This window comes from Mediterraneibacter butyricigenes (assembly GCF_003574295.1).
GTDB lineage: Bacteria > Bacillota > Clostridia > Lachnospirales > Lachnospiraceae > Mediterraneibacter_A > Mediterraneibacter_A butyricigenes.
The window spans coordinates 1-26863 of sequence record NZ_BHGK01000005.1 but is presented as its reverse complement, the minus strand read 5'-3'; the positions used below and the strand labels follow the sequence as shown (position 1 = coordinate 26863).

At 44.3% G+C, this 26863-nt stretch carries 25 protein-coding genes; 24 read left to right on the top strand and 1 reads right to left on the bottom strand.

All coding sequences use genetic code 11. The features are described from left to right. Positions 1-94 precede the first annotated feature (94 nt). The 14 genes from KGMB01110_RS14735 (at position 95) to KGMB01110_RS14675 (ending at position 15530) form a co-directional block, all read left to right on the top strand. Positions 95-736, top strand: a complete 642-nt coding sequence (locus tag KGMB01110_RS14735) for an epoxyqueuosine reductase QueH (protein WP_117602336.1) — start codon at positions 95-97, stop codon at positions 734-736. A gap of 92 nt (positions 737-828) precedes the next feature. Further along, the gene (gene argH, locus KGMB01110_RS14730) at positions 829-2223 is read left to right on the top strand and encodes an argininosuccinate lyase (RefSeq protein ID WP_117602335.1); all 1395 of its coding nucleotides are present in this window, start codon (positions 829-831) and stop codon (positions 2221-2223) included. A gap of 115 nt (positions 2224-2338) precedes the next feature. Then, positions 2339-3424 (top strand): aspartate-semialdehyde dehydrogenase, encoded by a 1086-nt coding sequence (asd, locus tag KGMB01110_RS14725; protein WP_119299345.1) that lies wholly within the window; start codon positions 2339-2341, stop codon positions 3422-3424. Between the two features lie 156 nt (positions 3425-3580). Further along, positions 3581-3733, top strand: coding sequence for a hypothetical protein (locus tag KGMB01110_RS15125; RefSeq protein ID WP_158555669.1), 153 nt, complete (start codon positions 3581-3583; stop codon positions 3731-3733). Next, a complete protein-coding gene (gene ppk1, locus KGMB01110_RS14720; RefSeq protein WP_119299343.1) occupies positions 3675-5780 on the top strand; it encodes a polyphosphate kinase 1 in 2106 nt (701 codons plus the stop codon). The genes KGMB01110_RS15125 and ppk1 overlap by 59 nt, the downstream gene beginning before the upstream one ends. A gap of 19 nt (positions 5781-5799) precedes the next feature. Beyond that, positions 5800-7839 (top strand): DNA topoisomerase, encoded by a 2040-nt coding sequence (locus KGMB01110_RS14715; protein WP_119299341.1) that lies wholly within the window; start codon positions 5800-5802, stop codon positions 7837-7839. Next, on the top strand, positions 7836-8507 hold the full coding sequence (locus KGMB01110_RS14710; RefSeq protein ID WP_117602331.1) for an acyltransferase: 672 nt from the start codon (positions 7836-7838) through the stop codon (positions 8505-8507). Before KGMB01110_RS14715 ends, KGMB01110_RS14710 begins: the two co-directional genes overlap by 4 nt. 79 nt (positions 8508-8586) lie before the next feature. Then, positions 8587-9069, top strand: a complete 483-nt coding sequence (locus KGMB01110_RS14705; protein WP_117888364.1) for a methylglyoxal synthase — start codon at positions 8587-8589, stop codon at positions 9067-9069. 293 nt (positions 9070-9362) lie between these two features. Continuing rightward, positions 9363-10466 carry a recombinase RecA gene (gene recA, locus KGMB01110_RS14700; RefSeq protein ID WP_117602328.1) on the top strand — a complete coding sequence of 368 codons (1104 nt, stop codon included), beginning with the start codon at positions 9363-9365 and terminating at the stop codon, positions 10464-10466. Positions 10467-10504: 38 nt separating this feature from the next. After that, positions 10505-11122, top strand: a complete 618-nt coding sequence (locus KGMB01110_RS14695; protein ID WP_119299339.1) for a regulatory protein RecX — start codon at positions 10505-10507, stop codon at positions 11120-11122. An 84-nt stretch (positions 11123-11206) separates the two neighbouring features. Then, on the top strand, positions 11207-12760 hold the full coding sequence (rny, locus tag KGMB01110_RS14690) for a ribonuclease Y (RefSeq protein ID WP_119299337.1): 1554 nt from the start codon (positions 11207-11209) through the stop codon (positions 12758-12760). A gap of 251 nt (positions 12761-13011) precedes the next feature. Next, the gene (locus KGMB01110_RS14685) at positions 13012-14298 is read left to right on the top strand and encodes a PLP-dependent aminotransferase family protein (protein WP_119299335.1); all 1287 of its coding nucleotides are present in this window, start codon (positions 13012-13014) and stop codon (positions 14296-14298) included. Between the two features lie 4 nt (positions 14299-14302). Then, positions 14303-14842 carry an NUDIX domain-containing protein gene (locus KGMB01110_RS14680; protein ID WP_117602324.1) on the top strand — a complete coding sequence of 180 codons (540 nt, stop codon included), beginning with the start codon at positions 14303-14305 and terminating at the stop codon, positions 14840-14842. A 154-nt stretch (positions 14843-14996) separates the two neighbouring features. Then, positions 14997-15530 carry a stage II sporulation protein M gene (locus tag KGMB01110_RS14675; RefSeq protein ID WP_117602323.1) on the top strand — a complete coding sequence of 178 codons (534 nt, stop codon included), beginning with the start codon at positions 14997-14999 and terminating at the stop codon, positions 15528-15530. Here the strand turns inward: KGMB01110_RS14675 and KGMB01110_RS14670 are convergent. Next, positions 15512-16816 carry an oligosaccharide flippase family protein gene (locus tag KGMB01110_RS14670; protein WP_119299332.1) on the bottom strand — a complete coding sequence of 435 codons (1305 nt, stop codon included), beginning with the start codon at positions 16814-16816 and terminating at the stop codon, positions 15512-15514. The two genes, KGMB01110_RS14675 and KGMB01110_RS14670, sit on opposite strands and share 19 nt — an antisense overlap. Before the next feature lie 167 nt (positions 16817-16983). Between KGMB01110_RS14670 and KGMB01110_RS14665 the strand changes: the two genes are divergently transcribed. From KGMB01110_RS14665 to gpmI, 10 genes are all read left to right on the top strand, one after another. Next, on the top strand, positions 16984-17442 hold the full coding sequence (locus KGMB01110_RS14665; protein ID WP_117602321.1) for an RrF2 family transcriptional regulator: 459 nt from the start codon (positions 16984-16986) through the stop codon (positions 17440-17442). Positions 17443-17600: 158 nt separating this feature from the next. Then, a complete protein-coding gene (nifS, locus tag KGMB01110_RS14660; RefSeq protein ID WP_119299331.1) occupies positions 17601-18797 on the top strand; it encodes a cysteine desulfurase NifS in 1197 nt (398 codons plus the stop codon). Positions 18798-18872: 75 nt separating this feature from the next. Continuing rightward, positions 18873-19310 carry a Fe-S cluster assembly scaffold protein NifU gene (nifU, locus tag KGMB01110_RS14655; protein WP_117602319.1) on the top strand — a complete coding sequence of 146 codons (438 nt, stop codon included), beginning with the start codon at positions 18873-18875 and terminating at the stop codon, positions 19308-19310. A gap of 1 nt (position 19311) precedes the next feature. Then, positions 19312-20388: a tRNA 2-thiouridine(34) synthase MnmA gene (mnmA, locus tag KGMB01110_RS14650; protein ID WP_243112879.1), complete on the top strand. Its 1077-nt coding sequence runs from the start codon at positions 19312-19314 to the stop codon at positions 20386-20388. Beyond that, positions 20385-21191, top strand: a complete 807-nt coding sequence (locus KGMB01110_RS14645; protein WP_119299327.1) for a histidinol-phosphatase HisJ family protein — start codon at positions 20385-20387, stop codon at positions 21189-21191. The genes mnmA and KGMB01110_RS14645 overlap by 4 nt, the downstream gene beginning before the upstream one ends. Before the next feature lie 148 nt (positions 21192-21339). Next, positions 21340-22353 carry a type I glyceraldehyde-3-phosphate dehydrogenase gene (gap, locus tag KGMB01110_RS14640; protein ID WP_117602316.1) on the top strand — a complete coding sequence of 338 codons (1014 nt, stop codon included), beginning with the start codon at positions 21340-21342 and terminating at the stop codon, positions 22351-22353. Between the two features lie 85 nt (positions 22354-22438). After that, positions 22439-23632, top strand: a complete 1194-nt coding sequence (locus KGMB01110_RS14635; RefSeq protein WP_117602315.1) for a phosphoglycerate kinase — start codon at positions 22439-22441, stop codon at positions 23630-23632. Positions 23633-23651: 19 nt separating this feature from the next. Continuing rightward, the gene (tpiA, locus tag KGMB01110_RS14630) at positions 23652-24401 is read left to right on the top strand and encodes a triose-phosphate isomerase (RefSeq protein ID WP_119299325.1); all 750 of its coding nucleotides are present in this window, start codon (positions 23652-23654) and stop codon (positions 24399-24401) included. A gap of 75 nt (positions 24402-24476) precedes the next feature. Then, positions 24477-25139 (top strand): histidine phosphatase family protein, encoded by a 663-nt coding sequence (locus tag KGMB01110_RS14625; protein ID WP_117602313.1) that lies wholly within the window; start codon positions 24477-24479, stop codon positions 25137-25139. Between the two features lie 109 nt (positions 25140-25248). Beyond that, positions 25249-26790 carry a 2,3-bisphosphoglycerate-independent phosphoglycerate mutase gene (gpmI, locus tag KGMB01110_RS14620; RefSeq protein ID WP_117602312.1) on the top strand — a complete coding sequence of 514 codons (1542 nt, stop codon included), beginning with the start codon at positions 25249-25251 and terminating at the stop codon, positions 26788-26790. The last annotated feature ends 73 nt before the right edge of the window (positions 26791-26863 follow it).

The following is a 26863-nucleotide window of genomic DNA, read 5'->3' as shown; positions in this document are numbered from 1 at the left end:
GGCAAAAGTCTGTGCCTGTACTGACCGAAGCGGAACGCAGATGCCACGATAACCTAAGAAAAATAATGTATAAAGAAAAGAGGAAATAAAATTCATGCAGAATCTTCCAAAGATTAATTATCAGAAAGAACTGGATAAGGTTATAAAAAAACTGGAAGAAAGAGGAGAGGTGCCAAAACTTCTGCTTCACAGTTGTTGTGCACCGTGTAGCAGTTATGTTCTGGAATATCTGTCCAACCATTTTGAGATTACGGTTTTTTATTATAATCCAAACATTTACCCGGAAGAGGAATACTGGAAACGGGTGGAAGAGCAGAAAGGCCTGATCCGAAGGATGAAGACGCTTCATCCGGTGTCCTTTTTGGAAGGCGTGTATGAAAAAGAAGCATTTTATAAAATGGCAGAGGGAATGGAGGCGTTAAAAGAAGGCGGTGTCCGGTGTTTTGCCTGTTATGAGATGCGTCTGAGGAAGACGGCGGAACTGGCAAAAGAAAAAGAATTCGACTTTTTTACCACTACGCTGTCGATCAGTCCCATGAAAAATGCACAGAAATTAAATGAGATTGGCGGAAAGCTGGCCGAAGAATATGGCGCGGCCTATCTTTTCTCGGATTTTAAGAAAAAAGAAGGATACAAACGTTCCATCGAGCTCTCGGCAGAGTATGGATTGTACCGTCAGGATTACTGTGGTTGTGAATTTTCCTTAAGGGAACGGAAAATTCAGACAAAAAGTTGAGAGAAATGTGGGTAGACAGAAAACGAGGGATTGTGATACACTAAGGAACAAAGTTTGATTTTACAGAAAGATGCAGAAGGGAAGAGAAAGAAATGGCACAGTTGTGGGGTGGACGTTTCACAAAAGAAACCGATAAATTAGTCTATAATTTCAATGCCTCCATTTCTTTTGATCAGAAATTCTACAGGCAGGATATCCGCGGAAGTATCGCGCATGTAACCATGCTTGCAAAACAGGGGATTCTGACGGAAGAAGAAAGAGATCAGATCATTGCCGGTCTGAAAGGCATATTAAAGGATGTGGAAGAAGGTACACTTCTGATCACAGATGAGTATGAGGATATTCACAGCTTCGTAGAGGCAAATCTGATCGACCGGATCGGAGATGTTGGAAAGAAATTACATACCGGCCGCAGCAGAAATGATCAGGTTGCGCTGGATATGAAGCTTTATACAAGAGATGAGATCCTGGAAGTGGATTATCTGTTAAGAGAACTGCTGGAAGTTCTTTTGAAAATGATGAAAGAGCATACGGCCACATTTATGCCGGGATTTACCCATCTTCAGAAGGCACAGCCGATTACGCTGGCACATCACCTTGGCGCTTACTTTGAGATGTTTAAGCGGGATCGCCAGCGAATGAAAGATATCTATGAGAGAATGAATTACTGTCCGCTTGGTTCCGGAGCACTTGCCGGTACGACCTATCCGTTGGATCGGGAGTATACAGCCAGTCTTCTTGATTTTTACGGACCGACTCTGAACAGTATGGATTCTGTGGCAGACAGAGATTATCTGATTGAATTCTTGTCTGCTCTGTCAACGATCATGATGCATCTGAGTCGTTTTTCAGAGGAAGTGATCATCTGGAATTCCAATGAGTATCAGTTTGTTGAGATTGATGATGCATACAGTACCGGCAGCAGTATCATGCCGCAGAAAAAGAATCCGGATATCGCGGAACTGGTAAGAGGAAAGACCGGAAGAGTCTATGGAGCACTGATGTCTCTTTTGACAGCGATGAAGGGAATCCCGCTTGCTTATAATAAAGATATGCAGGAAGACAAAGAGCTGACTTTTGATGCGATTGATACCACGAAAGGATGCCTTGCCTTGTTTACCGGCATGATAAAGACGATGAACTTCCGAAAAGACCGGATGGAAGAAAGTGCAAAACACGGATTTACCAATGCAACGGATGCGGCAGATTACCTGGTAAAACATGGAGTTCCATTCCGGGATGCACATGGAATCGTGGGACAGCTTGTGCTGTATTGTATTGATCGGAAGATTGCTCTGGATGATATGTCTCTGGAAGAACTGAAAAAGATTTCTCCGGTATTTGAAGAAGATATCTATGAGGCAATCAGCATGAAGACCTGTGTGGAGATGCGAAATACCATCGGAGCACCGGGAGAACGTGCGATGAAAGAAGTCATTGAAAAAGAAGAGGCTTATCTGAAGGAACAGGAAGTTCCCGGCAAGTAAGTGCAAGGAAAACGGTATATACAAGAAATAAGCCGTCATATAAAAAAGAGAAGGTTGATGATTGCAGAGTCTGCAACGGAACAACCAGTCATAGAAAGATAAAGGAGAAGAAGAAATGGAACAGAAGTTAAGAGTTGGAATTTTGGGTGCAACTGGAATGGTTGGTCAGCGGTTTATTTCCCTGCTGGAAAATCATCCCTGGTTTGAGGTGGTTACAGTGGCAGCAAGCCCGCGTTCTGCCGGAAAACGTTACGAAGATGCAGTCGGCGGAAGATGGAAGATGACCACACCGATGCCGGAAGCAGTCAAAGATCTGATCGTACATGATATCAATGAGATCGAGACCGTGGCATCTACCGTTGATTTTGTATTCAGCGCAGTGGATATGTCAAAAGAGGAGATTCGTGCCATCGAAGATGCATATGCAAAGACAGAGACACCGGTAGTATCCAACAACAGCGCACATCGCTGGACACCGGATGTACCGATGGTAATTCCGGAGGTTAATATTGATCATTTCGAAGTGATCGAGGCGCAGAAGAAGAGACTCGGAACAACCAGAGGTTTTGTTGCAGTAAAACCGAACTGTTCCATTCAGAGTTATGCACCGTGTCTGGCAGCATGGAAGGAATTCGGACCAAAGGAAGTAGTTGCCACAACTTATCAGGCAATTTCCGGAGCAGGAAAGACTTTTAAGGACTGGCCGGAAATGGTGGAAAATATCATTCCGTTCATCGGTGGAGAAGAAGAAAAGAGTGAGCAGGAGCCGCTTCGTGTCCTGGGTAAAGTGGAAAATGGCGAGATCGTAAAGGCAGAACTGCCGAAGATTACCTGCCAGTGCATCCGTGTTCCGGTTCTGAACGGTCATACAGCCGCAGTTTTCATTAATTTTGAAAAGAAGCCGACGAAGGAACAGTTGATCGAAAAACTGGTGAACTTCAAAGGATTCCCGCAGGAAGCAGGACTTCCGAGTGCACCGGAGCAGTTTATCCGTTATATGGAAGAAGACAACCGTCCGCAGGTAAGACTGGATGTAGATTATGAAAACGGTATGGGAGTTTCCATCGGACGTCTGAGAGAAGACAGCATGTTTGACTACAAGTTTGTAGGTCTTTCCCACAACACCGTAAGAGGTGCGGCAGGTGGAGCTGTTCTGTGTGCAGAATCTCTGACCGCAAAGGGTTACATTTCTGCAAAATAGAGCGAACGTTTAATGAAATGCAAGCCATTGCCCGAATCCGGCGTGAGGCCGGAGAAGAGCAATGGCTTTTTTCTGTCTGGCTTTTCCGGGACTGTCGTGGTAAAATATCCCTAATGGGCAGTATGAAAATTCTGTAGGACTTTACAGAGATTTCACATGGAGTATAAAAAATATAAAAAGCTGTGTGATAAGATGGTTGGAATGATCCGAAGCGGACATTTTACACACAGAAGAAAGTTGAGGGAAAGCAATGGAAAAGGAAATGTTACGGTATACGCAGAACAGGGAATTGTCCTGGCTGAGATTTGACCATAGAGTACTGGAAGAGGCGCAGGATGAGACGGTTCCACTTCTGGAGCGCATGAAGTTTGTGTCGATTTTTACCAGCAATCTGGATGAGTTTTTTATGATCCGTGTGGGCAGTCTCTACGATATGATCGCGATGGGGGACGAGACAAAGGATAAACGCTCCGGCATGACTCCGAAGGAGCAGCTTGACAAGATCTATGAGGCGGTTGCGCCGCTTTATAAGGAACGCGACAAGACTTACAATGAGATCAAGAAACAGCTTCATCCATATGGGGTCTGCGGGCTGGATTTTAAAGAACTGGAGAACCAGGAGAAAAAATATGTAAAAAAATATTTTAAGGAGCAGATCTTACCCCTGCTGTCTCCGACTATCGTAGATTCCAATCATCCTTTTCCGCATTTGCAGAATAAAGAGCTCTATGTGATCGCAAATCTGAAACTGGATAATAAGACCATGGTTGGAATCGTGCCGGTTCCTCAGTTTGTGTCTGATATTCTTTATCTTCCGGGACATGATATCCGCTATATCCGTATGGAAAAAGTGATCATGGAATATCTGGAACTGGTATTTGAACAATATGAGGTTTCGGAGAAGAATTATGTCTGCGTTACGAGAAATGCAGATATTGCACCGGATGATGAGGCTTATTCGGATAACGAAGATTTCCGTGTGATCATGCAGGAAACACTTCATAAAAGACGGAGACTGGCGGCAGTGCGTCTGGAAGTGGCACATCCGCTTTCGAAAGAGATGGAAAAATATTTCTGTGAAAAACTGAACATCGAGCCGAAATGCATTTTTCGGACCAAGATGCCGATGAAGCTGGATTTCATTTTCGCAATTATTGATAAAGTACCGGAATCCATGAAACGTTCTCTGGTGGATCGCCCGTTTACTCCGCAGCCGGCAGCGATGGTTGCAAAGGGAAATGTGATGGCTCAGGTGAAGAAGAAAGATATCCTGTTGTCCTATCCTTATGAGAGCATGGATCCGTTTTTGCAGTTGATCAAAGAAGCTTCTGTGGATCCGAATGTCATGACCATCAAGATTACGATCTATCGACTGGCGAAGAAGACGAGACTGGTTGAATATCTGTGTGCGGCGGCTGAAAACGGAAAGGACGTTACGGCACTGATCGAGCTGAGAGCCAGATTCGATGAACAGAACAACATCGACTGGTCGGAACGGATGGAAGAGGCGGGATGCCGGGTGATTTATGGCTTTGAGGGCTATAAGGTTCATTCCAAGATCTGTCTGATTACCTATCGAAACCGGAATGACATCCGTTACATTACGCAGGTGGGAACCGGAAACTATAACGAAAAAACAGCGAAGATGTATACGGATCTGTCACTGATTACGGCGGATCAGGAGATTGGTGAAGATGCGGCGACTTTCTTTAAAAATATGTCGATCGGGAACGTGGAAGGCTCTTACCGTCATCTGATCGTTTCTCCAAGTAGTTTGAAACCGAAGATTCTGTCATTGATTGATGAAGAGATTGCCAAGGGAAAGAATGGCCGTGTGATCATGAAGATGAATTCGGTGACGGACGTAGATTTTATCCAGAAAGTAGCAGAGGCGTCAAGAGCAGGTGTGAAAGTGGATCTGATCGTTCGTGGTATTTGCTGTATTCTTCCGGGAATTCCGGGAGAGACGGAGAATCTGACGGTAACCAGTATTGTGGGAAGATTTCTGGAACATCCGAGGATTTTCAGCTTCGGAAAGGGTGAGGAACAGAAGATCTATATCGGTTCGGCAGATATGATGACGAGAAACACCGAAAAGCGTGTGGAAGTAGCGTGCCCGGTATATGACGATGCGATCAAAGCGCGGATCAACCATATGCTCAAGGTGATGCTGGCGGATAATGTGAAGGCGCGTCTTTTGAAGAGTGACGGAACTCTGGTGAAGAAGCCGGTGACTGCCCGTCCGGTGATTTCTCAGGAAGTGTTTATGGAAGAGGCCATGAATGCAGAGAGACCTCGCGCCATCGAGGAAAAGAGATCGATCTTTAAAAAAGTTCGAAATCTGTTTAAAAAATAATGAAGGAGTATGCCTTTTTATGGCGAAAGCAGTATATATTGCAGAGAAGCCTTCTGTTGCGGCTGAATTTGCAAAAGCATTAAAATTAAATACAAGACGAAAAGACGGATATATTGAATCGGAGGAGGCGATCGTCACCTGGTGCGTGGGACATCTGGTGACGATGAGTTATCCGGAAGAATATGATCCGGCATTGAAACGGTGGAGCCTTACGACTCTGCCGTTTATTCCTGAGGAATTTAAGTACGAAGTGATTCCGGCTGTGGCGAAACAGTTCTCGATTGTAAAAGGGCTTCTAAACCGGGAGGATGTGGATACGATCTATGTCTGTACCGATTCCGGGCGAGAAGGAGAATATATCTACCGGTTGGTGGAACAGGAAGCACATGTAGAGGGAAAGAAAAGGCGCAGAGTCTGGATCGACTCCCAGACAGAAGAAGAGATTTTAAGAGGAATCAGGGAAGCAAAAGATCTGTCAGAATATGACAATCTCAGTGATTCGGCATATTTGAGAGCCAAAGAGGATTATTTGATGGGAATCAATTTTTCCAGGCTGTTGACTTTGAAATATGGGAATAGCATTTCCGGCTTTCTTCAGACGAAATATTCGGTCATCTCGGTAGGACGTGTCATGACCTGCGTGCTTGGAATGGTGGTGCGAAGAGAACGGGAGATCCGGGAGTTTGTAAAGACGCCTTTTTACCGTCTGATCGGAACTTTTGTGGCAGAGGATCAGCAGTTTGAGGGTGAGTGGAGAGCCGTCAAAGGTTCCAGGTATTTTGAATCTTTTGATCTTTATAAAGAAAATGGATTTAAAGAGAGAAAGAAAGCAGAGGAGCTGATGCAGTGGCTTCAGGAAGAACAGCCGGTGAAAGGAAAGATTGCTGCACTGGAACGAAAGAAAGAACGGAAAAATCCGCCCCTTTTGTTCAACCTTGCGGAGCTGCAGAATGAATGTTCTAAGCGGTTTAAGATCAGCCCGGATGAAACCCTCCGTATCGTGCAGGAACTTTACGAGAAAAAGATGGTCACCTATCCGCGTACAGATGCCCGTGTGCTTTCCACCGCGGTTGCAAAAGAAATCCATCGCAATCTGAACGGACTGAGCAAATATGAGATGGCGGCGCCTTATCTGCAGGATATCCTGAAGTTTGGAACCCATAAAGGACTTGCAAAGACCCGGTATGTCAATGACAAACAGATTACAGACCATTATGCCATCATTCCCACCGGGCAGGGGCTGAACAACCTGAAAGGTTTGAACGGAACCGCACATGGCGTGTATGATATGATTGTTCGCAGATTTTTAAGCATCTTTTATCCGCCGGCAGTGTATCAGAAAGTAGCAATTACCGTTCAGGTTCGGGGGGAGAGCTTTTTTGCCTCTTTAAGAGTTCTGGCGGAAGAAGGATATCTGAAAGTGGCAGGCTATAAGAAGAATGACGCAGATGCTGGAACAGACAAGAAAGATGAGGAAGATTCCGGTGAGTCCTCTACGGCATTGTTCCAGGCAATCCAGCAACTGAAAAAGGGGCAGGAGATTGAGGTAAATAAACTGGAAATCAAAGAAGGAGAAACCTCTCCTCCGAAACGTTACAATTCCGGATCTATGATCCTTGCCATGGAAAATGCAGGACAACTGATCGAGGATGAAGAACTTCGTTCTCAGATTAAGGGAAGTGGGATCGGAACGTCTGCAACCAGGGCAGAGATCCTGAAAAAATTAGTCAATATCAAGTATCTGGCACTGAATAAAAAGACCCAGGTCATTACTCCGACCTTACAGGGAGAAATGGTCTATGATGTGGTGGCGAATTCCATCCGGTCGCTACTGAACCCGGAGCTGACAGCCAGTTGGGAAAAGGGATTGAATTATGTGGCAAACGGAGAGATTACATCCGAAGAATATATGCAGAAACTGGATCATTTTATTGTCAGCAGAATTGACGGAGTAAAAGGACTGAATAATCAGTATCAGTTAAGAGAGTGTTATCAGAAAGCAGCATCTTTTTATAAAAAAACGACAGGCAGACAATATGGAAAGGGGAAGAAAAAATGAAAGGACTTACCGTAAAGGAACTGTATACGCTGGAGGAAACTATCGCGAAAGAGATCTTTGATGGGGTGACCTATCCATGGGAAGTGTTGCCGAAGATCCATGATTTTATCCTGGAACTGGGGAAAACACTGAGTGAGGAAGAGTATGACCATCCGTCGGAAGAAGTCTGGATCGCAAAAAGCGCGACCGTTGCACCGACCGCTTATATTCATGGACCGGCGATCATCGGGAAAGAGGCAGAAGTCAGACACTGTGCGTTTATCCGGGGGAATGCAATCGTGGGAGAAGGTGCCGTGGTAGGAAATTCCACCGAGCTGAAAAATGTGATTCTGTTCAATAAAGTGCAGGTGCCGCATTATAACTATGTGGGAGATTCTGTTTTGGGCTATCGTTCCCACATGGGTGCAGGTTCCATTACATCCAACGTGAAATCCGATAAAAAGCTGGTGGTTGTGCATACACCGGAAGAAGAGATTGAGACTGGTATGAAGAAATTCGGCGCGATGTTGGGGGATTTTGTGGAAGTTGGATGCGGTTCTATTTTAAATCCGGGAGCTGTGATCGGAGCACATACCAATATTTACCCACTATCCTCTGTCCGCGGATTTGTTCCGGCAGAAAGTATTTATAAAAAGCAGGGTGAAATTGCTGAGAAAGTACAACAATAAATAAGAAGCATAATAGAAACAGAAAATCAGGACGGAAAAACAGAAGCAGAACACAGAGTTGACAGACAGGAGGAATACTATGCTGAATGATGCGTATGTCACAATGGAAATCGGGGCAACCAAACACATTGCGCTGGTAGCTCACGATGGGAAAAAGAAGGAACTGGTAGACTGGTGCGACCGTAACAAAGAAATCCTGAAATTTCATTTTCTGTGCGGAACCGGAACCACTGCAAGACTGATTGCGGAGAGAACCGGACTTCCGGTAAAAGGATACTGCAGCGGTCCACTGGGAGGGGATCAGCAGATCGGTGCAAAGATCGTAGAGGGTCAGATTGATTTTATGATCTTTTTATGGGATCCGCTGGAAGCACAGCCACATGATCCGGATGTGAAAGCCCTGCTTCGTATTGCGGTGGTTTATGATATTCCGATTGCCAACAATCTTGCGACAGCAGATTTTATGCTGAATTCATCTTACATGAAAACGTCCTATCAGCGGAAGATCGAGAATTTTAACCGGACGATTCAGAAACGTGTGGAAGAAATGAAAGAAAAATAAAAAGAAGAATCCCCGGCAGAATCTTCTGCGGAAATTTCAGAAAATCTCAGAAATCTCTGCAGAAAATCCTGTGGGGATTTTCTGAATACGGAAAGATTCACGGGTTGTACTTTAAAGAAAAGTGTGTTAGTATGAATAAATTCCATAAATATTCTGAATGATCTGAATGTACCCGAAAGATTCAAAACTTATCTACCGGCAGAATCTGCCGAAATTCCAGTTGACATTTTCTAACAGATATACTACTATAAGTAAAGAACGAACAACTGTTCGGTATTAGAAGGAGATTGATTATGGCAATTGAAGATAGCAAGAAAAAGGCCTTAGAGGCTGCAATCGCAAAATTAGAGAAAGATTTCGGTAAGGGAACGGTAATGAAGCTTGGAGATTCCGCTGCCAATGTTAATGTGGAGACGGTTCCTACCGGATGCCTGAGTCTGGATCTGGCACTGGGACTTGGCGGAGTGCCGAAAGGACGTATTATCGAGATTTACGGACCGGAGTCCAGTGGTAAGACGACGGTTGCCCTCCATATGATCGCGGAGGTACAGAAGAGAGGCGGTATTGCAGGATTTGTAGATGCAGAGCATGCGTTGGACCCTGTATATGCAAAGAATATCGGAGTGGATATTGATGAATTATATATTTCCCAGCCGGACAGCGGAGATCAGGCCCTGGAGATTACAGAGACGATGGTACGATCCGGAGCCATTGATATTATCGTTGTGGACTCTGTGGCAGCTCTGGTTCCGAGACAGGAGATTGAAGGAGATATGGGAGATTCCCATGTGGGTCTGCAGGCGCGTCTGATGTCTCAGGCACTTCGGAAACTGACTCCTGTAATCAGCAAATCCAACTGTATCGTGATCTTTATCAACCAGCTCCGTGAAAAGGTTGGTGTGATGTTTGGAAATCCGGAGACAACGACCGGAGGACGTGCACTGAAGTTCTATGCTTCCGTGAGAATGGATGTACGCCGGATCGAGACGTTGAAGCAGGGCGGAGAGATGGTCGGAAACCGTACCAGGATCAAGGTCGTAAAGAATAAGATCGCACCACCGTTTAAAGAGGCTGAATTTGATATTATGTTCGGAAAAGGAATTTCCAAAGAGGGAGATATTCTGGATCTTGCCACCAGTATAAATGCTGTGAATAAGAGTGGTGCATGGTATGCATACAACGGAGATAAGATAGGACAGGGACGGGAGAATGCCAAGACCTATCTGAGAGAACATCCGGAGATCATGGAAGAACTAGAGAAAAAAGTACGTGATCATTACAAGCCGAAGGAAGAGGAGGAAGAAGAGCAGCCGGAGAAAAAAGCAGATGCAGCTGCTGACAAGCCGGAAAAGAAAGCAACTTCCAGAATCATCGGTGCGGAAAAAAGCTCAAAATAAACACGGCGAACAGAAAATGAAACAGGCAACAGGATAAGATGATTATTACGAAAATTGAGCCGTTGACATCGAAAAAATGCCGAATTGAATTGGACGGGGAGACTTCTTTTGCTCTGTACAAGGGGGAAGTCTCCCGTTTTCATCTAAAAGAAGGCGAAGAGTTGACGGAGGAACAACAGGAAAAAATTAAAAATGAAATACTCAGAAAGCGAGCAAAACTGCGTGCCATGCATCTTCTGAGTCTGTCAGACAGGACGGAGGGAGAACTGAGAAACCGTCTGAAAAAGGATTTGTATCCCGAAGAGGTGATCGAGGAAGCGATCACATACGTAAAGAAGTTCGGATATATTGACGATGAACGGTATGCCCTTCATTTTATCGAGGTCCGCAAAGAGTCAAAAAGCAGAAGAGAGATTCTGATGCTGCTCAGACAAAAGAATCTTTCTGCGGAAAAGATAGAGTGGGCAATGGAACAAAGTTACGGAGAAACCGGAGGGGATCAGGAAGCAATTCTGAAGATTCTTCAGAAAAAAAGATTTTTTGAAAATATAGAAGATCCGGTAAAAGTACAGAAAATCTACGGTTATCTGGCACGAAAAGGGTTCCGGTACGAGGACATCCGTCAAGTGGTACAAAATAATATTGGCAATGCTTGACATTGTTGTGAAAACAGTATAAAATTTAACTGTTGTATTTTTATAATAAAATGTACAATGAAAACTAAATAAGGAGGTGCTCCTGTGCCAATAGTATATGTTGTAGTTATTGCCATAGCCCTCGCATTGATAGTTGGTGTTGTCACTCACTTTTTAACAGTATCCAATCTGAAGAAGAACGCAGAGTCAAAGATTGGAAATGCTGAGACAAGAGCAAGAGAGATTATTGATTATGCAGTGAAGACTGCTGAAACAACAAAAAAAGAAGCACTGCTTGAAGTAAAAGAAGAATCTATCAAGACAAAGAACGAACTGGAAAGGGAGACGAAGGAAAGACGCTCTGAATTACAGCGTTATGAGAAACGTGTCCTGGCAAAGGAAGAGGCTCTTGATAAAAGAACTTCTGCGATGGAGCAAAGGGAAGCTAGTTTTACAGCAAAGGAAGAGCATTTCAAACAGCGTGAAGCGAAAGTGGAAGAGCTCAGCAAGAAAAGAGTACAGGAACTGGAAAGAATCTCAGGACTTACCTCCGAACAGGCAAAAGAATATCTGTTGAAAACTGTTGAAGAAGATGTGAAGCATGACACTGCAAAGATGATCAAGGAATTAGAGACGCAGGCAAAGGCGGAAGCGGACAAGAAGGCGAAAGAATACGTCGTTACCGCAATCCAGAGATGCGCTGCAGATCATGTTGCAGAAACTACGATTTCAGTCGTACAACTTCCGAATGATGAAATGAAGGGACGAATCATTGGACGTGAGGGTAGAAATATCCGTACGTTGGAGACAATGACAGGAGTGGAATTGATTATAGACGATACTCCGGAAGCAGTCGTTCTTTCCGGATTTGATCCGATTCGAAGAGAGGTTGCACGAATTGCGCTGGAACGTCTGATTGTAGACGGACGTATTCATCCGGCCCGAATCGAAGAGATGGTGGAGAAAGCTCAGAAAGATGTGGACTCCATGATCAGAGAAGAAGGAGAAGCTGCTGCGCTTGAAGTTGGTGTGCCGGGTATCCATCCGGAACTGATCCGACTTCTTGGACGTATGAAGTTTCGAACAAGTTATGGTCAGAATGCATTAAAGCATTCCATTGAAGTTGCGCAATTATCCGGATTGTTAGCTGGCGAGATAGGACTGGATGTCAGAGTTGCCAAGCGTGCCGGTTTATTACATGATATTGGTAAATCGATCGATCATGATGTGGAAGGATCCCATGTGCAGATTGGTGCAGATCTTTGTAGAAAATACAAAGAATCCGCAACAATTATTAATGCAGTGGAATCCCATCACGGAGATGTAGAACCACAGTCACTGATCGCCTGTGTCGTACAGGCTGCGGATACGATTTCCGCTGCACGTCCGGGCGCAAGACGTGAAACATTAGAGACATACACAAACAGATTAAAACAGTTAGAGGATATCACGAACCAGTTTAAGGGCGTAGATAAATCTTTTGCAATTCAGGCAGGTAGAGAGATTCGAGTAATGGTAGTTCCGGAACAGGTATCTGATGAAGATATGGTATTGATGGCTCGAGAGATCGCTAAGAAGATCGAATTCGAACTTGAGTATCCGGGTCAGATCAAGGTGAACGTAATTCGGGAATCAAGAGTTTCCGATTATGCTAAATAAAAGCCGAATAAAATGAAAAATGAATAAGAAAAGGGGAAGTTGCAGGAGCAGCTTCCCTTTTTTGTAAGGTGTACGACAAAAAGTGGCTTGGAATTTGTTGGAAATGAATAAAATGAAATCAAAAAATTCATTTCTGACTGTATAATAACGAAAAAATGCGTTTTCACACTTAAAAAATGCAGGATTTTATTGACGAAAAGTCGAAAACCATTTACAATGACAAACAGTGAATAAAAATGGAGGGAATTGTGATGACGGCGTACAAAGATATGACAAAAGAGGAACTTAGCGGCGTAAAAGAAGAGCTGGAAAGACAGTTTCAGGAAGTAAAGGCAAAAGGCTTAAAGCTTGATATGTCCAGGGGAAAGCCATCCACAGAGCAGTTGGATCTTTCCATGGGGATGATGGATGTACTGACCAGCAAGTCTGATCTGAAGTGTACAGAAGGAGTAGACTGCAGAAACTATGGTGTGCTGGATGGAATCGGAGAGGCAAAACAGTTGCTTGCAGATATGATGGAAGTACCGAAAGATAACATCGTAATCTATGGAAATTCCAGTCTGAATGTGATGTATGATACGGTAGCCCGTTCTATGACGCACGGAGTTATGGGTTCTACGCCGTGGAGCAAATTAGATAAAGTGAAATTCTTATGTCCTGTTCCGGGATATGACAGACATTTTGCAATTACAGAATTTTTCGGAATTGAGATGATCAATGTTCCGATGACACCGGAAGGTCCGGATATGGACATGGTAGAAAAACTGGTGTCAGAAGATGAGAGTATCAAGGGAATCTGGTGTGTTCCGAAATATTCAAATCCACAGGGAATTACTTATTCCGACGAAACGGTTTATCGTTTCGCAAATCTGAAACCGGCAGCAAAGGATTTCAGAATTTACTGGGATAATGCTTATACCATTCATCACCTGTATGATGACAAACAGGATTATCTTCTGGAAATCCTGATGGAGTGTAAGAAGGCTGGAAATCCGGATATGGTTTATAAGTTTTCTTCTACATCCAAGATTACATTCCCGGGATCCGGTATTGCGGCAATTGCTGCATCAGAAGGAAACCTAGTAGATATCAAACGTCAGCTCACTATTCAGACGATCGGACACGATAAACTAAATCAGCTTCGTCATGCCCGCTATTTTAAAAATATTTCCGGTATGGTGAATCATATGAAAAAGCAGGCAGAGATCTTAAGACCGAAATTTGATACGGTTCTGGAAACGCTGGATCGTGAACTGGGCGGTCTGGAGATCGGAAGCTGGATGGCACCGAGAGGCGGATACTTTATTTCCTTTGATGCAATGGATGGCTGTGCAAAAGCGATTGTGGCAAAAGCAAAAGAAGCAGGGCTTGTAATGACGGGGGCAGGCGCAACCTTCCCGTACGGAAAGGATCCGCATGACAGCAACATTCGTATCGCACCGTCTTATCCGACGCTTGAGGATCTGAAAGTAGCATGTGAGATTTTTGTACTGAGTGTAAAATTAGTCAGTGCACAGAAATTATTAGGAGAACTGTAGGAAGATGAGTGAAGAGGTTAAAAGAATCAAAAGGGAACTGATGTATAAGGGTTCTGTACTTGACATTTATCGCGACACCATGCAGTTTGAAAACGGAAATACTGCAGAATGGGACTTTATCCATCATAACGGAGCAGCTGCGGTGGTTCCGGTGCTGGAAGACGGAAGAATCCTGATGGTGAGACAGTATCGGAACGCTCTGGAGAGAGAAACCTGGGAGATTCCGGCAGGAAAGTTGGATACTCCGGAAGAGTCAGGGCTCACCTGTGCAATCCGTGAGCTGGAAGAAGAAACCGGCTATTATACGGAAGACATGGAATTGCTGATTACGGTGCGTACGACGGTGGCATTCTGTGATGAGCGGATCGAGATCTACACCGCGAGAAATCTGAATGCAACGCGTCAGCATCTGGACGAAGATGAATACATTGATGTGAAAGCATTTACAATGGACGAGTTAAAGACAATGATCCTGGAGCAGAAGATTGAGGATTCCAAGACGATTGCGGCATTGATGTCTTATGCAGTAAAATATCATGCGTAGATTGATCTGAAATTGGCCGATCTGAAAGCGAAGGATGGTTCTGCCAAAAATAAAAAGAAATCAAATGAAGGTAACAGGTTGAATCCTGTCATAAGAAAAACCTCTCGGCAATATATTATCACAAGTGTGATATGGTATGTCCGGGAGGTTTTTTATGGGAAAAGGAAAACATATACTGATTTTGATCTTCTTTACAGGACTTTGTCTGGGCGTGATCTATGCCAATTGGAAGCTGGATACATTTCTGGAACAAAAGGGAGTGTTCCAGACTTTTTTTCTGTCCGAATATGCAAGGATAACGGTTCAGAAGAAAGAGTATCTGTTCTATCTGTTGAAAATCAGGCTGATTCCATTGATCCTGTTGCTTGCGTTAAGCGTTTCAAGATACAGAAAACCGGTGGGAATGATCTGGCTGGCTGGAAACAGCTTTCTTCTGGGCTTGCTGTTTGTGACGGCGGTACTGCAAAGAGGAATTGCCGGAATCGTGATCTGTCTGATCGGAGGATTCCCTCAATGGTGCTTCTATGCCCCGGCTACCCTGCTTCTGGTCTGGATGGATTACAGATACCCGGAAGTTCGCTGGAACAAAACCAAAGGATTTGTGTTGCTCATGACGTTTGCAATCGGTATCCTGACGGAAGCGTATGTGAATCCGGTCTGCATGAAAATTTACCTGAATTCTTTGTAGAGCCGGGAAAAGGAGAGCAGGCAGACAAGCAATTGACTGGATAACAGTCCGATCAGGTACCCATAGATCCCGAATTCCGGTACCAGAAATAAAATACTCAATATACGAAGGAAAATTCCTGCAGAATTGATCAGGAGTGTCTGCGTAGTTTCCCCAAGTCCGGTCAGAATACTCAGCAGAGCACTGTTGGAATAAAGGAAGGGACAGATCCAGGCGAGAGTACGTAAAAAACGGCCGGCAGTTTCGCTGTGAAAAATCATTTTCCCAATGAACTGGCCAAATACAAGAAAAAGCAAAAGGCTCAGGATTCCGAGAAGGATGCAAAATGTAACGGATTTGCGAATGGCATGTGTCAGGGAGTGCCGGGCGTCTTTGGACTGTAATCCGGCGACTGTGGGAGTCAGCATAATAGAGATTGAACTGGTGATGGCGGAAGGAAAAAGAATGCAGGGCAGTGCCATTCCGGTCAGAACTCCGTAGGTGGATAAGGCGGCGGAAGTACTCATGCCGTGAAGCTGCAAACGGACAGGGATCAGGATAGCCTCGACACTCTGAAGCAGAGTCAAGAAGATCCGATTTGCAGTCAGTGGCAGGGATAATGGAAGAAATTCCCGGAAAAAACCGGTAAGTACAACCGGAGATATCCGGGTTCCGAAAAAATCAGAAACGTGCCACAGGGAAAAGAATGCGGCAATGAATTCTCCGGCAACCAGACCAAAAACAGCACAGGAAATGGATGGAGACTGTCCATTTTTGGAAAGAATGATACAGACCAGGCAAACAGTTCCGATTCGAAAGAGCTGCTCCATCAGTTGGGAGATGGCAGGAACGCCTGTTTTCTGCAGACCGAAAAAATACCCACAGACACATCCGTGAATGGAAGCGAAGGGTAATGCATAGGAAAGCAGGAGTAAAAGGGGTTGACAGCGAGGTTCTCTTAAAAGATAAACAGCAATTTGCGAGGAAAAGATCTGGAGAAGAATCAGAAGACAGAGAGAACACAGAAGAGACAGACCGAGGGCGAGCAGGAAAAAGTGTTGTCCTTCTTTTTCTTTCTTTTCAGAACATTTTCTGGAAATGGTGCGGGAAAGGGCAGTTTCGATTCCTGCACAGCAACCAGCGATACAGAGGGCAAAGATGGGAAAAATCAACTGATAAAGCCCGATGGCTTCTTCTGAGAATGTATGGCTTAAAAAGATCCGGTAGAAAAATCCCATCAGTCGGGAGAGAAATCCTACAGCCGTCAGAAGGAGGGCTCCACGTACTAATTTGTTTTTATAAGACATAAGACACCTGACAAAACGGATTTTTACAATATATTCTGAGGTTATCCTTGACAGAACCGCTTTTGAGTGTTATTGTCATGTATGAAATCCCAGTATTTTACTAGGGATTTTCAAAAGAAAGATATTTTATATAAAATTAAAAACACAGAAAGAAGGGATTTCTGTAAATGAAGCTTTCGACAAAAGGGAGATACGGACTGCGTGCGCTGATTGATCTGGCGCTTTACAGTGAGACAGAACCGGTCTCTATCAATACCATTGCGGAAAGGCAGGGATTGTCGGAACGATATCTGGAGCAGTTGATGGCGCTGTTGAAGAAGAACGGAATTGTAAAAAGCATCCGTGGAGCTTCGGGAGGATATTCCCTGGCGAAGCCTGCGTCCGAAATATCGGTCGGTGATATTTTGAGAGCACTGGAAGGTAATCTGGAGCCGGTGGATTGCGGAGGATTGAATCCGGAGGAAGGGTGTTCTGCTTCCGGAACCTGCGTAACCAAGTATGTCTGGCAGCGGATTAATGAAAGCATTACCAATACAGTGGATGAGATCATGTTGGATCAGATTCTGGCAGAGAGTCGTAAGATGCCGGAGCAACCATCCGGTTCAGGACGTAACTGTAAGGGATAACTACAAAAAAGATTGTGACAGATAAAAATTCGATACAGACTGTAACAAAAAGTCCGTAAACATTGAATTTGCGAGGAAAGAATTGCAATAAAGTTAAGACAATCACAAAGAATTAAAGGCAATCACAGACAAATAGAAGAAATAAGGAGATACAAGACATGGAAAAGAAATTAATTTATCTTGACAATGCGGCAACGACAAGAACTGCACCGGAAGTAGTAGAAGAGATGCTGCCATATTTTACAGAACGTTTTGGAAATCCGTCCAGTATATATGGATTTGCAGCAGCAAATAAAGAGGAGATCACGAAACGCCGTGAGATCATTGCAGGTGTTCTGGGAGCAAAAACAGATGAAATTTATTTTACAGCCGGTGGATCAGAATCTGACAACTGGGCGCTGAAAGCAACCGCTGAAGCATATGGAAAAAACGGTGGACATATCATTACCAGCAAGATTGAGCATCATGCCATCCTTCATACCTGTGAATATCTGGAAAAGGTAAGAGGTTATGAAGTGACATATCTGGATGTAGATGAAAATGGAAATGTTTCACCGGAGGATGTGGAAGCTGCCATTCGTCCGGATACCGTGTTGATCAGCATTATGTTTGCAAACAATGAAATCGGAACGATCCAGCCGATTAAAGAAATCGGAGCAATTGCGAAGAAGCATAACATTTTATTCCATACAGATGCGGTTCAGGCATTCGGCCAGGTTCCGATCAATGTGGATGAGATGGGAATTGATATGTTAAGTGCCAGCGGACATAAATTAAACGGTCCGAAGGGGATCGGATTCCTTTACATTCGAAAAGGCGTGAAGATTCGTTCCTTTGTACACGGCGGAGCACAGGAAAGAAAACGTCGTGCAGGTACAGAAAATGTGCCGGGAATCATCGGACTTGGAAAGGCTGCGGAGCTTGCGGCAGCTTCGATGGAAGACCGTATGAAACGTGAATCAGAACTGAGAGATTACATGATTCAGAGAATTTCTGCAGAGATCCCGTATTGCAGACTGAACGGAGATCCGGTCAAACGTCTTCCGAACAATGTAAACTTCAGCTTCCAGTTTGTAGAAGGCGAATCCCTTCTGATCATGCTTGATATGAAAGGAATCTGCGCATCCAGCGGATCTGCATGTACATCAGGTTCTCTGGATCCGTCCCATGTACTTCTGGCAATCGGACTGCCTCACGAAATCGCACACGGCTCCTTGCGTATGACTCTGGGAGCTGATACCACAAAAGAAGATGTGGATTATGTAGTGGACTGCCTGAAAGACATTGTACAGAACTTAAGAAACATGTCTCCATTATATGAGGATTTCGTAAAGAAACAGGCAAAAGAAAAATAAAACCGGAAGAAATCTCTGAGAATCAAAAGACAGATTAGATAAAAGATAACAGAACATTTTAGGAGGAATTGCAGTATGTATACAGAGAAAGTAATGGATCATTTTCAGCATCCGAGAAATGTAGGCGAAATTGAGAACGCCAGTGGCGTAGGAACCGTAGGAAATGCAAAATGCGGAGATATCATGAGAATTTATCTGGACATCGATGAGAATCAGGTGATCCAAGATGTGAAATTTAAGACATTCGGCTGTGGAGCAGCAGTAGCAACCAGCAGTATGGCGACCGAAATGGTAAAAGGAAAAACTATTTACGAGGCGCTGGAAGTAACCAACAAAGCTGTAATGGAAGCACTGGACGGTCTTCCGCCGGTAAAAGTACACTGTTCTCTTCTGGCAGAGGAAGCAATCCATGCTGCACTCTGGGATTATGCAGAGAAACACGGAATTAAGATCGAAGGTCTTCAGAAACCGAAGAATGACATCAGTGAAGGCGAAGAGGAAGAAGATTACTAAAATGGATCAGAAAACAGTTGTGGTTGGAATGTCGGGTGGCGTGGATTCGTCGGTGGCCGCATATCTTCTGAAAGAACAGGGATATCGCGTGATCGGTGTGACGATGCAGATCTGGCAGGATGAGGAACAGGCGGCGATGGAAGAAAATGGCGGTTGCTGCGGACTGAGTGCCGTGGATGATGCCAGACGGGTTGCGGCCAGACTTGAGATTCCTTATTATGTCATGAACTTTAAAAGAGAGTTCAAAGAGCAGGTCATCGACTATTTCGTGGAAGAATATGCGGCAGGGAGAACCCCGAATCCCTGTATCGCATGTAACCGTTATGTAAAATGGGAATCCATGATGCAAAGAGCACTGGAAATCGGGGCTGATTATATCGCAACCGGACATTATGCCAGAATTGTCCGTCTTCCGAACGGCCGATATACTCTGAAAAAATCTGCAACGCAGAAAAAGGATCAGACCTATGCGCTTTATAATCTGACCCAGGATCAGTTGAAAAGAACACTGATGCCGGTGGGAGAGTACGAAAAGGATCAGATCCGGAAGATTGCGGAAGATATCGGGCTTCTGGTAGCAAACAAACCAGACAGTCAGGACATCTGCTTTGTCCCGGACGGAGACTACGCAGGATATTTGGAAAATGAGGCGGGACTTCCGGTAAATCCGGGTAATTTTGTGGACAGATCCGGGAAGATCCTGGGACAGCACAAAGGAATCGTTCATTATACAGTAGGACAGCGGAAAGGACTGGGACTGTCTTTGGGCCATCCGGCGTTTGTTCTGGAAATCAGACCGGAAACAAATGAAGTGGTGATCGGGACAAAAGAGGAATCCATGCAGACGGTTGTAAAGGCGAATCATGTGAATTGGATGTCGGTGGAAAAACTGGAACATCCAATGCGTGTATTTGCCAAGATCCGATATAACCACCGGGGGGCATGGTGCGAAGTCAGTCAGACTGGTGAAGATGAAATCACCTGTGTGTTCGAAGAACCGCAAGGGGCACCTGCGCCGGGACAGGCATTGGTTCTGTATGATGGAGAGTATGTATTAGGAGGAGGAACAATCCTGTGATTACTTCGGACTATCATATGCATACGACGTTTTCCGATGATGGAAAAGGAACTCCGGAAGAGATGGCGGAGGCGGCACTTCGGAAAGAACTGCAAGCCATCTGTATTACAGATCATGAGGATTACGGTCAGACGGGCAAAGAAGTCATGGTTCTTACGGATTATGAAAAATATGTTCATACAATACAGGATGCCCGGGAAACCTACAAAGGAAGGCTGGAGATCAATCTGGGAATTGAAATCGGCCTGAAAGAAGATCTGGGACCTCATTACCGGGAGTTTATCGGAAAGTATCCTTTTGATTTTGTAATCGGTTCTCTTCATTATATTAATGGACTGGATCCGTATTATGGAGAAATCTTTGAAGAATATTCAGATGAAGAAGTCTATCGGATGACGTTTCGGGAAATGACAGAATGTGTCAGAAAGATCAAAGATTTTGATGTACTGGGACATCTGGATTATGTGGTACGATATGGGAAATATCAGGAAAAAGAATATTCTTATCAGAAATTTTCTGATGAGATCGACGAGCTTTTGCAGGCAGTAATCGAGACTGGTCGCGGAATTGAACTGAATACAGCCGGAATCAAATATGGACTGCCCTTTGCACATCCTCATCCGGATGTACTGAAAAGATACCGGGAACTGGGCGGCGAGATCATAACTGTAGGGTCAGATGCCCATCAGCCTAAACATGTAGGTTATGAGTTCGGACAGGCAGAAGAGATATTAGCGGCGTGTGGGTTTAAATATTACACAGAATTTAAGTCAAGAAAGCCTGTTTTTAAGCAAATACGTTGAAATAAAACAAAATGATAAATTTTTCTTGAATTTCTATTTCATATTTAATATAATAGTAACAGCGTTGATGAATCTTTAACAATGTTAAGGATTTACCAAATAAAACTGTGGCAACAGTTAAGATTTTAAACTTTAGGAGGAATTAATCATGGCAGTAAGAGTAGCGATCAATGGATTCGGACGTATTGGACGTCTGGCATTCAGACAGATGTTCGGAGCAGAAGGATATGAGGTTGTAGCAATCAACGACCTGACATCTCCTAAGATGCTTGCTCACTTATTAAAGTATGATTCTTCACAGGGAAAGTATGCACTTGCTGATACTGTATCTGCTGGAGAAGATTCTATCACAGTTGATGGAAAGACAATCAAGATTTATGCAGAAGCTGACGCAGCAAACCTTCCTTGGGGAGAGCTGAAAGTTGATGTTGTTCTGGAGTGTACAGGATTCTACACATCCAAAGCAAAAGCAGAAGCTCACATCAAAGCAGGAGCAAGAAAAGTTGTTATTTCTGCACCAGCTGGAAACGATCTGCCGACAATCGTATACAATGTAAACCACGAGACACTGAAACCGGAAGATACAGTTATTTCTGCAGCTTCCTGTACAACAAACTGTCTTGCACCGATGGCTAAGGCTCTGAATGATTATGCACCGATCAAATCCGGTATCATGTGCACAATCCACGCTTACACAGGAGATCAGATGACTCTTGATGGACCGCAGAGAAAAGGTGATCTGAGAAGATCTCGTGCAGCAGCAGTAAATATCGTTCCTAACAGCACAGGTGCTGCTAAAGCAATCGGTCTTGTTATTCCGGAACTGAACGGAAAACTGATCGGATCTGCTCAGCGTGTTCCTACTCCGACAGGATCCACAACAATCCTGACAGCAGTAGTTGAAGGTGAAGCAACAGTAGAAGGAATCAATGCAGCAATGAAGGCTGCTCAGACAGAGTCCTTCGGATATAACGAAGATGAAATCGTATCCAGCGATATCGTTGGTATCACATACGGTTCTCTGTTCGATTCTACTCAGACAATGGTTCTTCCGCTTGATAACGGAACAACAGAAGTTCAGGTAGTTTCCTGGTATGACAATGAGAACTCTTACACAAGCCAGATGGTAAGAACAATCAAATACTTCTCAGAACTGGCATAAGATTTGATAAGATGACTCAAAAGGGTCCGGTCTGTTATGGGCCGGACCTGTTTGTTTATTTTCTGGATGAAAAAGGAGAGATAACATGCTGAATAAGAAATCAGTAGATGATATTAATGTAAAAGGAAAGAAAGTCCTTGTAAGATGCGACTTTAATGTTCCGTTGATTGACGGAAAGATCACAGATGAGAACCGTCTGGTTGCAGCGCTGCCGACCATCAAGAAACTGGTAGCTGATGGTGGAAAGATCATTCTTTGTTCTCACCTTGGTAAGCCGAAGGGACAGCCGGTTCCGGAACTTTCACTGGCACCTGTGGCAGTCAGACTGTCTGAACTGCTTGGTCAGGAAGTAAAATTTGCTGCTGATCCGGAAGTTGTCGGACCAAACGCAAAAGCTGCAGTCGCAGAAATGAAAGACGGAGACATTATCCTTCTTGAAAATACACGTTACAGAGCAGAAGAAACCAAAAACGGTGAGGCATTCAGCAAAGAACTGGCTTCCCTGTGTGATGTATTTGTAAACGATGCATTTGGTACTGCTCACAGAGCACACTGCTCAAACGTAGGCGTTACAAAGTATGTAGATACCGCTGTTGTAGGATATCTGATGCAGAAAGAAATCGATTTCCTCGGAAACGCAGTTGAGAATCCGGAGAGACCGTTCGTTGCAATCCTTGGTGGAGCTAAGGTTTCCAGCAAGATTCCTGTTATCGAGAACCTGCTTGATAAAGTAGATACTCTGATTATCGGAGGAGGAATGTCTTATACATTCAGCAAGGCTCTGGGTGGAAATGTCGGAAAATCTCTTCTTGAAGAAGATTACTGCCAGTACGCTCTGGACATGCTGAAAAAAGCAGAAGATAAGGGAGTAAAACTGTTACTTCCGGTTGACAATGTGATCGCTGATGATTTCTCTAATGATGCAAATACACAGGTTGTAGGCCGTGGAGAAATTCCGGACGGATGGGAAGGTCTTGATATCGGACCGGAAACCGCAAAACTTTACGCAGCAGAAGTAAAGAATGCAAAGACCGTTGTATGGAACGGACCGATGGGATGTTTCGAGATGCCGAAATTTGCAGCAGGTACAGAAGCAGTTGCAAAAGCACTTGCTGAGACGGATGCGGTAACAATCATCGGTGGTGGAGATTCCGCAGCAGCAGTTAACCAGCTTGGATATGGAGACAAGATGACTCATATTTCCACAGGTGGTGGAGCTTCTCTGGAATTCCTGGAAGGAAAAGAACTGCCGGGTGTTGCAGCAGCAAACGATAAATAATAAGACAGGAGAGAAAATCATGGCAAGAAAGAAAATCATTGCAGGAAACTGGAAAATGAACAAGACTCCTTCAGAAGCAGTTGCCCTTGTAGAAGAGTTAAAACCGCTGGTAGCAAACGAAGAAGTTGACGTAGTATTCTGCGTACCGGCTATTGACATTATTCCGGTTGTTGAAGCTGCTAAGGGAACCAACATCCAGGTTGGAGCAGAAAATATGTACTTCGAAGAGAGTGGTGCATATACAGGAGAAATCTCACCGGCTATGCTGGTAGATGCAGGAGTAAAATATGTTGTTCTCGGACATTCTGAGAGAAGAGAATACTTCGGCGAGACCAATACAGATGTAAATAAAAAAGTGCTGAAAGCAATTGAACACGGGATTACACCAATCATGTGCTGTGGAGAGACTCTGGAGCAGAGAGAACAGGGTGTGACAATGGACTTCATCCGTCAGCAGGTTAAGGTTGGATATCAGGGAGTAACCGCAGATCAGGCAAAAGAGACTGTAATCGCTTACGAGCCAATCTGGGCAATCGGCACAGGAAAAACTGCTACAACTGAGCAGGCTCAGGAAGTTTGTGCAGGAATTCGCGCTTGTATCGCTGAGATTTATGATGAAGCAACAGCAGAAGCAATCCGTATTCAGTACGGTGGATCTGTAAATGCTGCAACAGCTCCGGAATTATTTGCTCAGGCTGATATCGATGGAGGTCTTGTAGGTGGAGCTTCCCTGAAAGCTGATTTCGGAAAGATCGTAAACTACAAGTAGTCATTTATAGAAGGTAAAAGATAAAAGGGGTTGTTGCATTTGCGATGACCTCTTTATATGTATGTGGAGGCATTTATGCGGTTATATTTTATCAGACACGGAGAAACAGACTGGAATGATCAGAAAAAACTGCAGGGATGGCATGATGTTCCTTTGAATGAGAAGGGGATCATTCTTGCAGAGCAGACTTATGAAAATAAACTGAAGGAAATTTCATTTGATCTTGTGATTACCAGTCCATTGAAGCGGACCATTGAAACAGCGCGTCTGGCAACCGGAGGAGCCGATATTCCATATATAATGGAGCCACGGATCATGGAAATTAACTGGGGAGAATGGGACGGATGGACCAGAGAACAGTTCCGGGAATCACATCAGGCTGCCAAATTTAATCTGTTTTATACAGATCCGTTTCAATATCCGGGAGCACCGGGAGGAGAGACGGTCAGACAGGTATGTGAACGGACAAAAGATTTTTTGCAGGAACTGATTGCAAATCCGGATTATCAGGAAAAGACCATTCTGATTTCCTCTCATGGCTGTGCGACAAGAGCAATTTTAAACAGTGTTTATGATGATCCTGCTGATTTCTGGCATGGAGGTGTGCCGGCAAACTGTGCGGTAAATATTGCAGAGGTAAAAGACGGAAAGTTCAGTTTGTTGAAGGAAGATCAGATTTATTATGATCCGGCACTGCTGATAAAGAATCAGTACGTTCCGATCGAGACAGACTGTTAAAGATAGAAAGTAAGGATGCACAGCGTAAAGTTGCTGAATTACGAAGTGTAAACGCAATACCATAAGGTTTTGATGAAAACTGAGTGAAAAATATAGGAGAGATGAGTTTATGAGCAAAAAAACAACAGTATTGATGATTTTAGACGGATATGGTCTGAGCGATTCCGTGAAGGGAAATGCCATTGCTCAGGCAAAGACACCGGTTATGGATAAGTTGATGGCAGAGTGTCCGTTTGTAAAAGGAAATGCAAGTGGACTTGCAGTAGGACTTCCGGATGGTCAGATGGGAAACTCTGAGGTTGGACATTTGAATATGGGAGCCGGACGTATTGTATACCAGGATCTGACAAAGATTACCAAATCCATTCAGGATGGAGATTTCTTTGAAAATAAGGCACTTCTTGATGCCTGTGCAAATGCAAAGAAGCATGACAGCGCGCTGCATATGTTTGGGCTGGTATCAGATGGCGGAGTACACAGCCACAATACCCACATTTACGGACTTCTGGAACTGGCAAAACGTCAGGGACTTGAGAAAGTTTATGTACATTGCTTCCTGGATGGTCGTGATACACCGCCGGAATCAGGAAAAGAATACGTGGAAGCTCTGGAAGCTGAGATGAAGAAGATCGGAGTCGGTGAGATTGCAACGGTTTCCGGACGCTATTATGCAATGGACCGTGACAATCGCTGGGATCGTGTGGAAAAAGCTTATCTGGCACTGACAAAAGGAGAAGGCGAGACAACAGAATCTGCACCGGCAGGGATTCAGGCTTCTTACGAGAATGGGGTAACAGACGAATTTGTACTTCCAACGGTTGTAACAAAAGACGGAGCACCGGTTGCAACAATTAAAGACGGAGATTCTGTGGTATTCTTTAACTTCCGCCCGGATCGAGCAAGAGAAATGACCAGAGTATTCTGTGCTGACGATTTTGACGGATTTGACAGAGGCGAGCGTGTAAAGACAGAATTTGTATGCTTTACCGAATATGATGTAACCATTCCGAACAAGAAAGTTGCATTTGTAAAGGAAGAGATTACCAATACATTTGGCGAGTATCTGGCAAAGAATCACATGACACAGGCAAGAATTGCCGAGACAGAAAAATACGCACACGTAACCTTCTTCTTCAACGGTGGAGTCGAAGAGCCGAACGAAGGTGAGACACGTATTCTGGTTAAATCACCAAAGGTTGCAACCTATGACCTGAAACCTGAGATGAGCGCTTATGAAGTCTGCGACAAACTGACAGGTGCGATTCGTTCCGGAGATTACGATGTGATCGTGATCAATTTTGCAAATCCGGATATGGTGGGTCATACCGGTGTGGAAGCAGCAGCAATTCAGGCAATTGAAGCAGTGGATGAATGTGTCGGAAAGGCAGTGGATGCTGTAAAAGAGGCAGACGGTGTGATGTTTATCTGTGCAGATCACGGAAATGCGGAGAAGCTGATTGATGAAGAGACAGGTGAGCCGTTTACCGCACATACAACGAATCCGGTTCCGTTTATCCTCTTTAATGCAGATCCGGCATATTCTTTAAGAGAAGGCGGATGCCTGGCAGATATCGCCCCAACCCTTCTTGAACTGATGGGTATGGAGCAGCCAAAAGAAATGTCAGGAACTTCTCTTCTGGTAAGAAAATAACAGAATCAACCAGAACGAATTAAGACAGAAGGTGTAATTCATGTATGATAAGCTGACAAGAAGCGATATTGAG

Coding starts and splice junctions, on each gene's coding strand:
- KGMB01110_RS14735 (WP_117602336.1), top strand. CDS start 95: ATGCAGAATCTTCCAAAGATTAATTATCAGAAAGAACTGGATAAGGTT.
- argH (WP_117602335.1), top strand. CDS start 829: ATGGCACAGTTGTGGGGTGGACGTTTCACAAAAGAAACCGATAAATTA.
- asd (WP_119299345.1), top strand. CDS start 2,339: ATGGAACAGAAGTTAAGAGTTGGAATTTTGGGTGCAACTGGAATGGTT.
- KGMB01110_RS15125 (WP_158555669.1), top strand. CDS start 3,581: ATGGAGTATAAAAAATATAAAAAGCTGTGTGATAAGATGGTTGGAATG.
- ppk1 (WP_119299343.1), top strand. CDS start 3,675: ATGGAAAAGGAAATGTTACGGTATACGCAGAACAGGGAATTGTCCTGG.
- KGMB01110_RS14715 (WP_119299341.1), top strand. CDS start 5,800: ATGGCGAAAGCAGTATATATTGCAGAGAAGCCTTCTGTTGCGGCTGAA.
- KGMB01110_RS14710 (WP_117602331.1), top strand. CDS start 7,836: ATGAAAGGACTTACCGTAAAGGAACTGTATACGCTGGAGGAAACTATC.
- KGMB01110_RS14705 (WP_117888364.1), top strand. CDS start 8,587: ATGCTGAATGATGCGTATGTCACAATGGAAATCGGGGCAACCAAACAC.
- recA (WP_117602328.1), top strand. CDS start 9,363: ATGGCAATTGAAGATAGCAAGAAAAAGGCCTTAGAGGCTGCAATCGCA.
- KGMB01110_RS14695 (WP_119299339.1), top strand. CDS start 10,505: ATGATTATTACGAAAATTGAGCCGTTGACATCGAAAAAATGCCGAATT.
- KGMB01110_RS14685 (WP_119299335.1), top strand. CDS start 13,012: ATGACGGCGTACAAAGATATGACAAAAGAGGAACTTAGCGGCGTAAAA.
- KGMB01110_RS14680 (WP_117602324.1), top strand. CDS start 14,303: ATGAGTGAAGAGGTTAAAAGAATCAAAAGGGAACTGATGTATAAGGGT.
- KGMB01110_RS14675 (WP_117602323.1), top strand. CDS start 14,997: ATGGGAAAAGGAAAACATATACTGATTTTGATCTTCTTTACAGGACTT.
- KGMB01110_RS14670 (WP_119299332.1), bottom strand. CDS start 16,816: ATGTCTTATAAAAACAAATTAGTACGTGGAGCCCTCCTTCTGACGGCT.
- KGMB01110_RS14665 (WP_117602321.1), top strand. CDS start 16,984: ATGAAGCTTTCGACAAAAGGGAGATACGGACTGCGTGCGCTGATTGAT.
- nifS (WP_119299331.1), top strand. CDS start 17,601: ATGGAAAAGAAATTAATTTATCTTGACAATGCGGCAACGACAAGAACT.
- nifU (WP_117602319.1), top strand. CDS start 18,873: ATGTATACAGAGAAAGTAATGGATCATTTTCAGCATCCGAGAAATGTA.
- mnmA (WP_243112879.1), top strand. CDS start 19,312: ATGGATCAGAAAACAGTTGTGGTTGGAATGTCGGGTGGCGTGGATTCG.
- gap (WP_117602316.1), top strand. CDS start 21,340: ATGGCAGTAAGAGTAGCGATCAATGGATTCGGACGTATTGGACGTCTG.
- KGMB01110_RS14635 (WP_117602315.1), top strand. CDS start 22,439: ATGCTGAATAAGAAATCAGTAGATGATATTAATGTAAAAGGAAAGAAA.
- tpiA (WP_119299325.1), top strand. CDS start 23,652: ATGGCAAGAAAGAAAATCATTGCAGGAAACTGGAAAATGAACAAGACT.
- KGMB01110_RS14625 (WP_117602313.1), top strand. CDS start 24,477: ATGCGGTTATATTTTATCAGACACGGAGAAACAGACTGGAATGATCAG.
- gpmI (WP_117602312.1), top strand. CDS start 25,249: ATGAGCAAAAAAACAACAGTATTGATGATTTTAGACGGATATGGTCTG.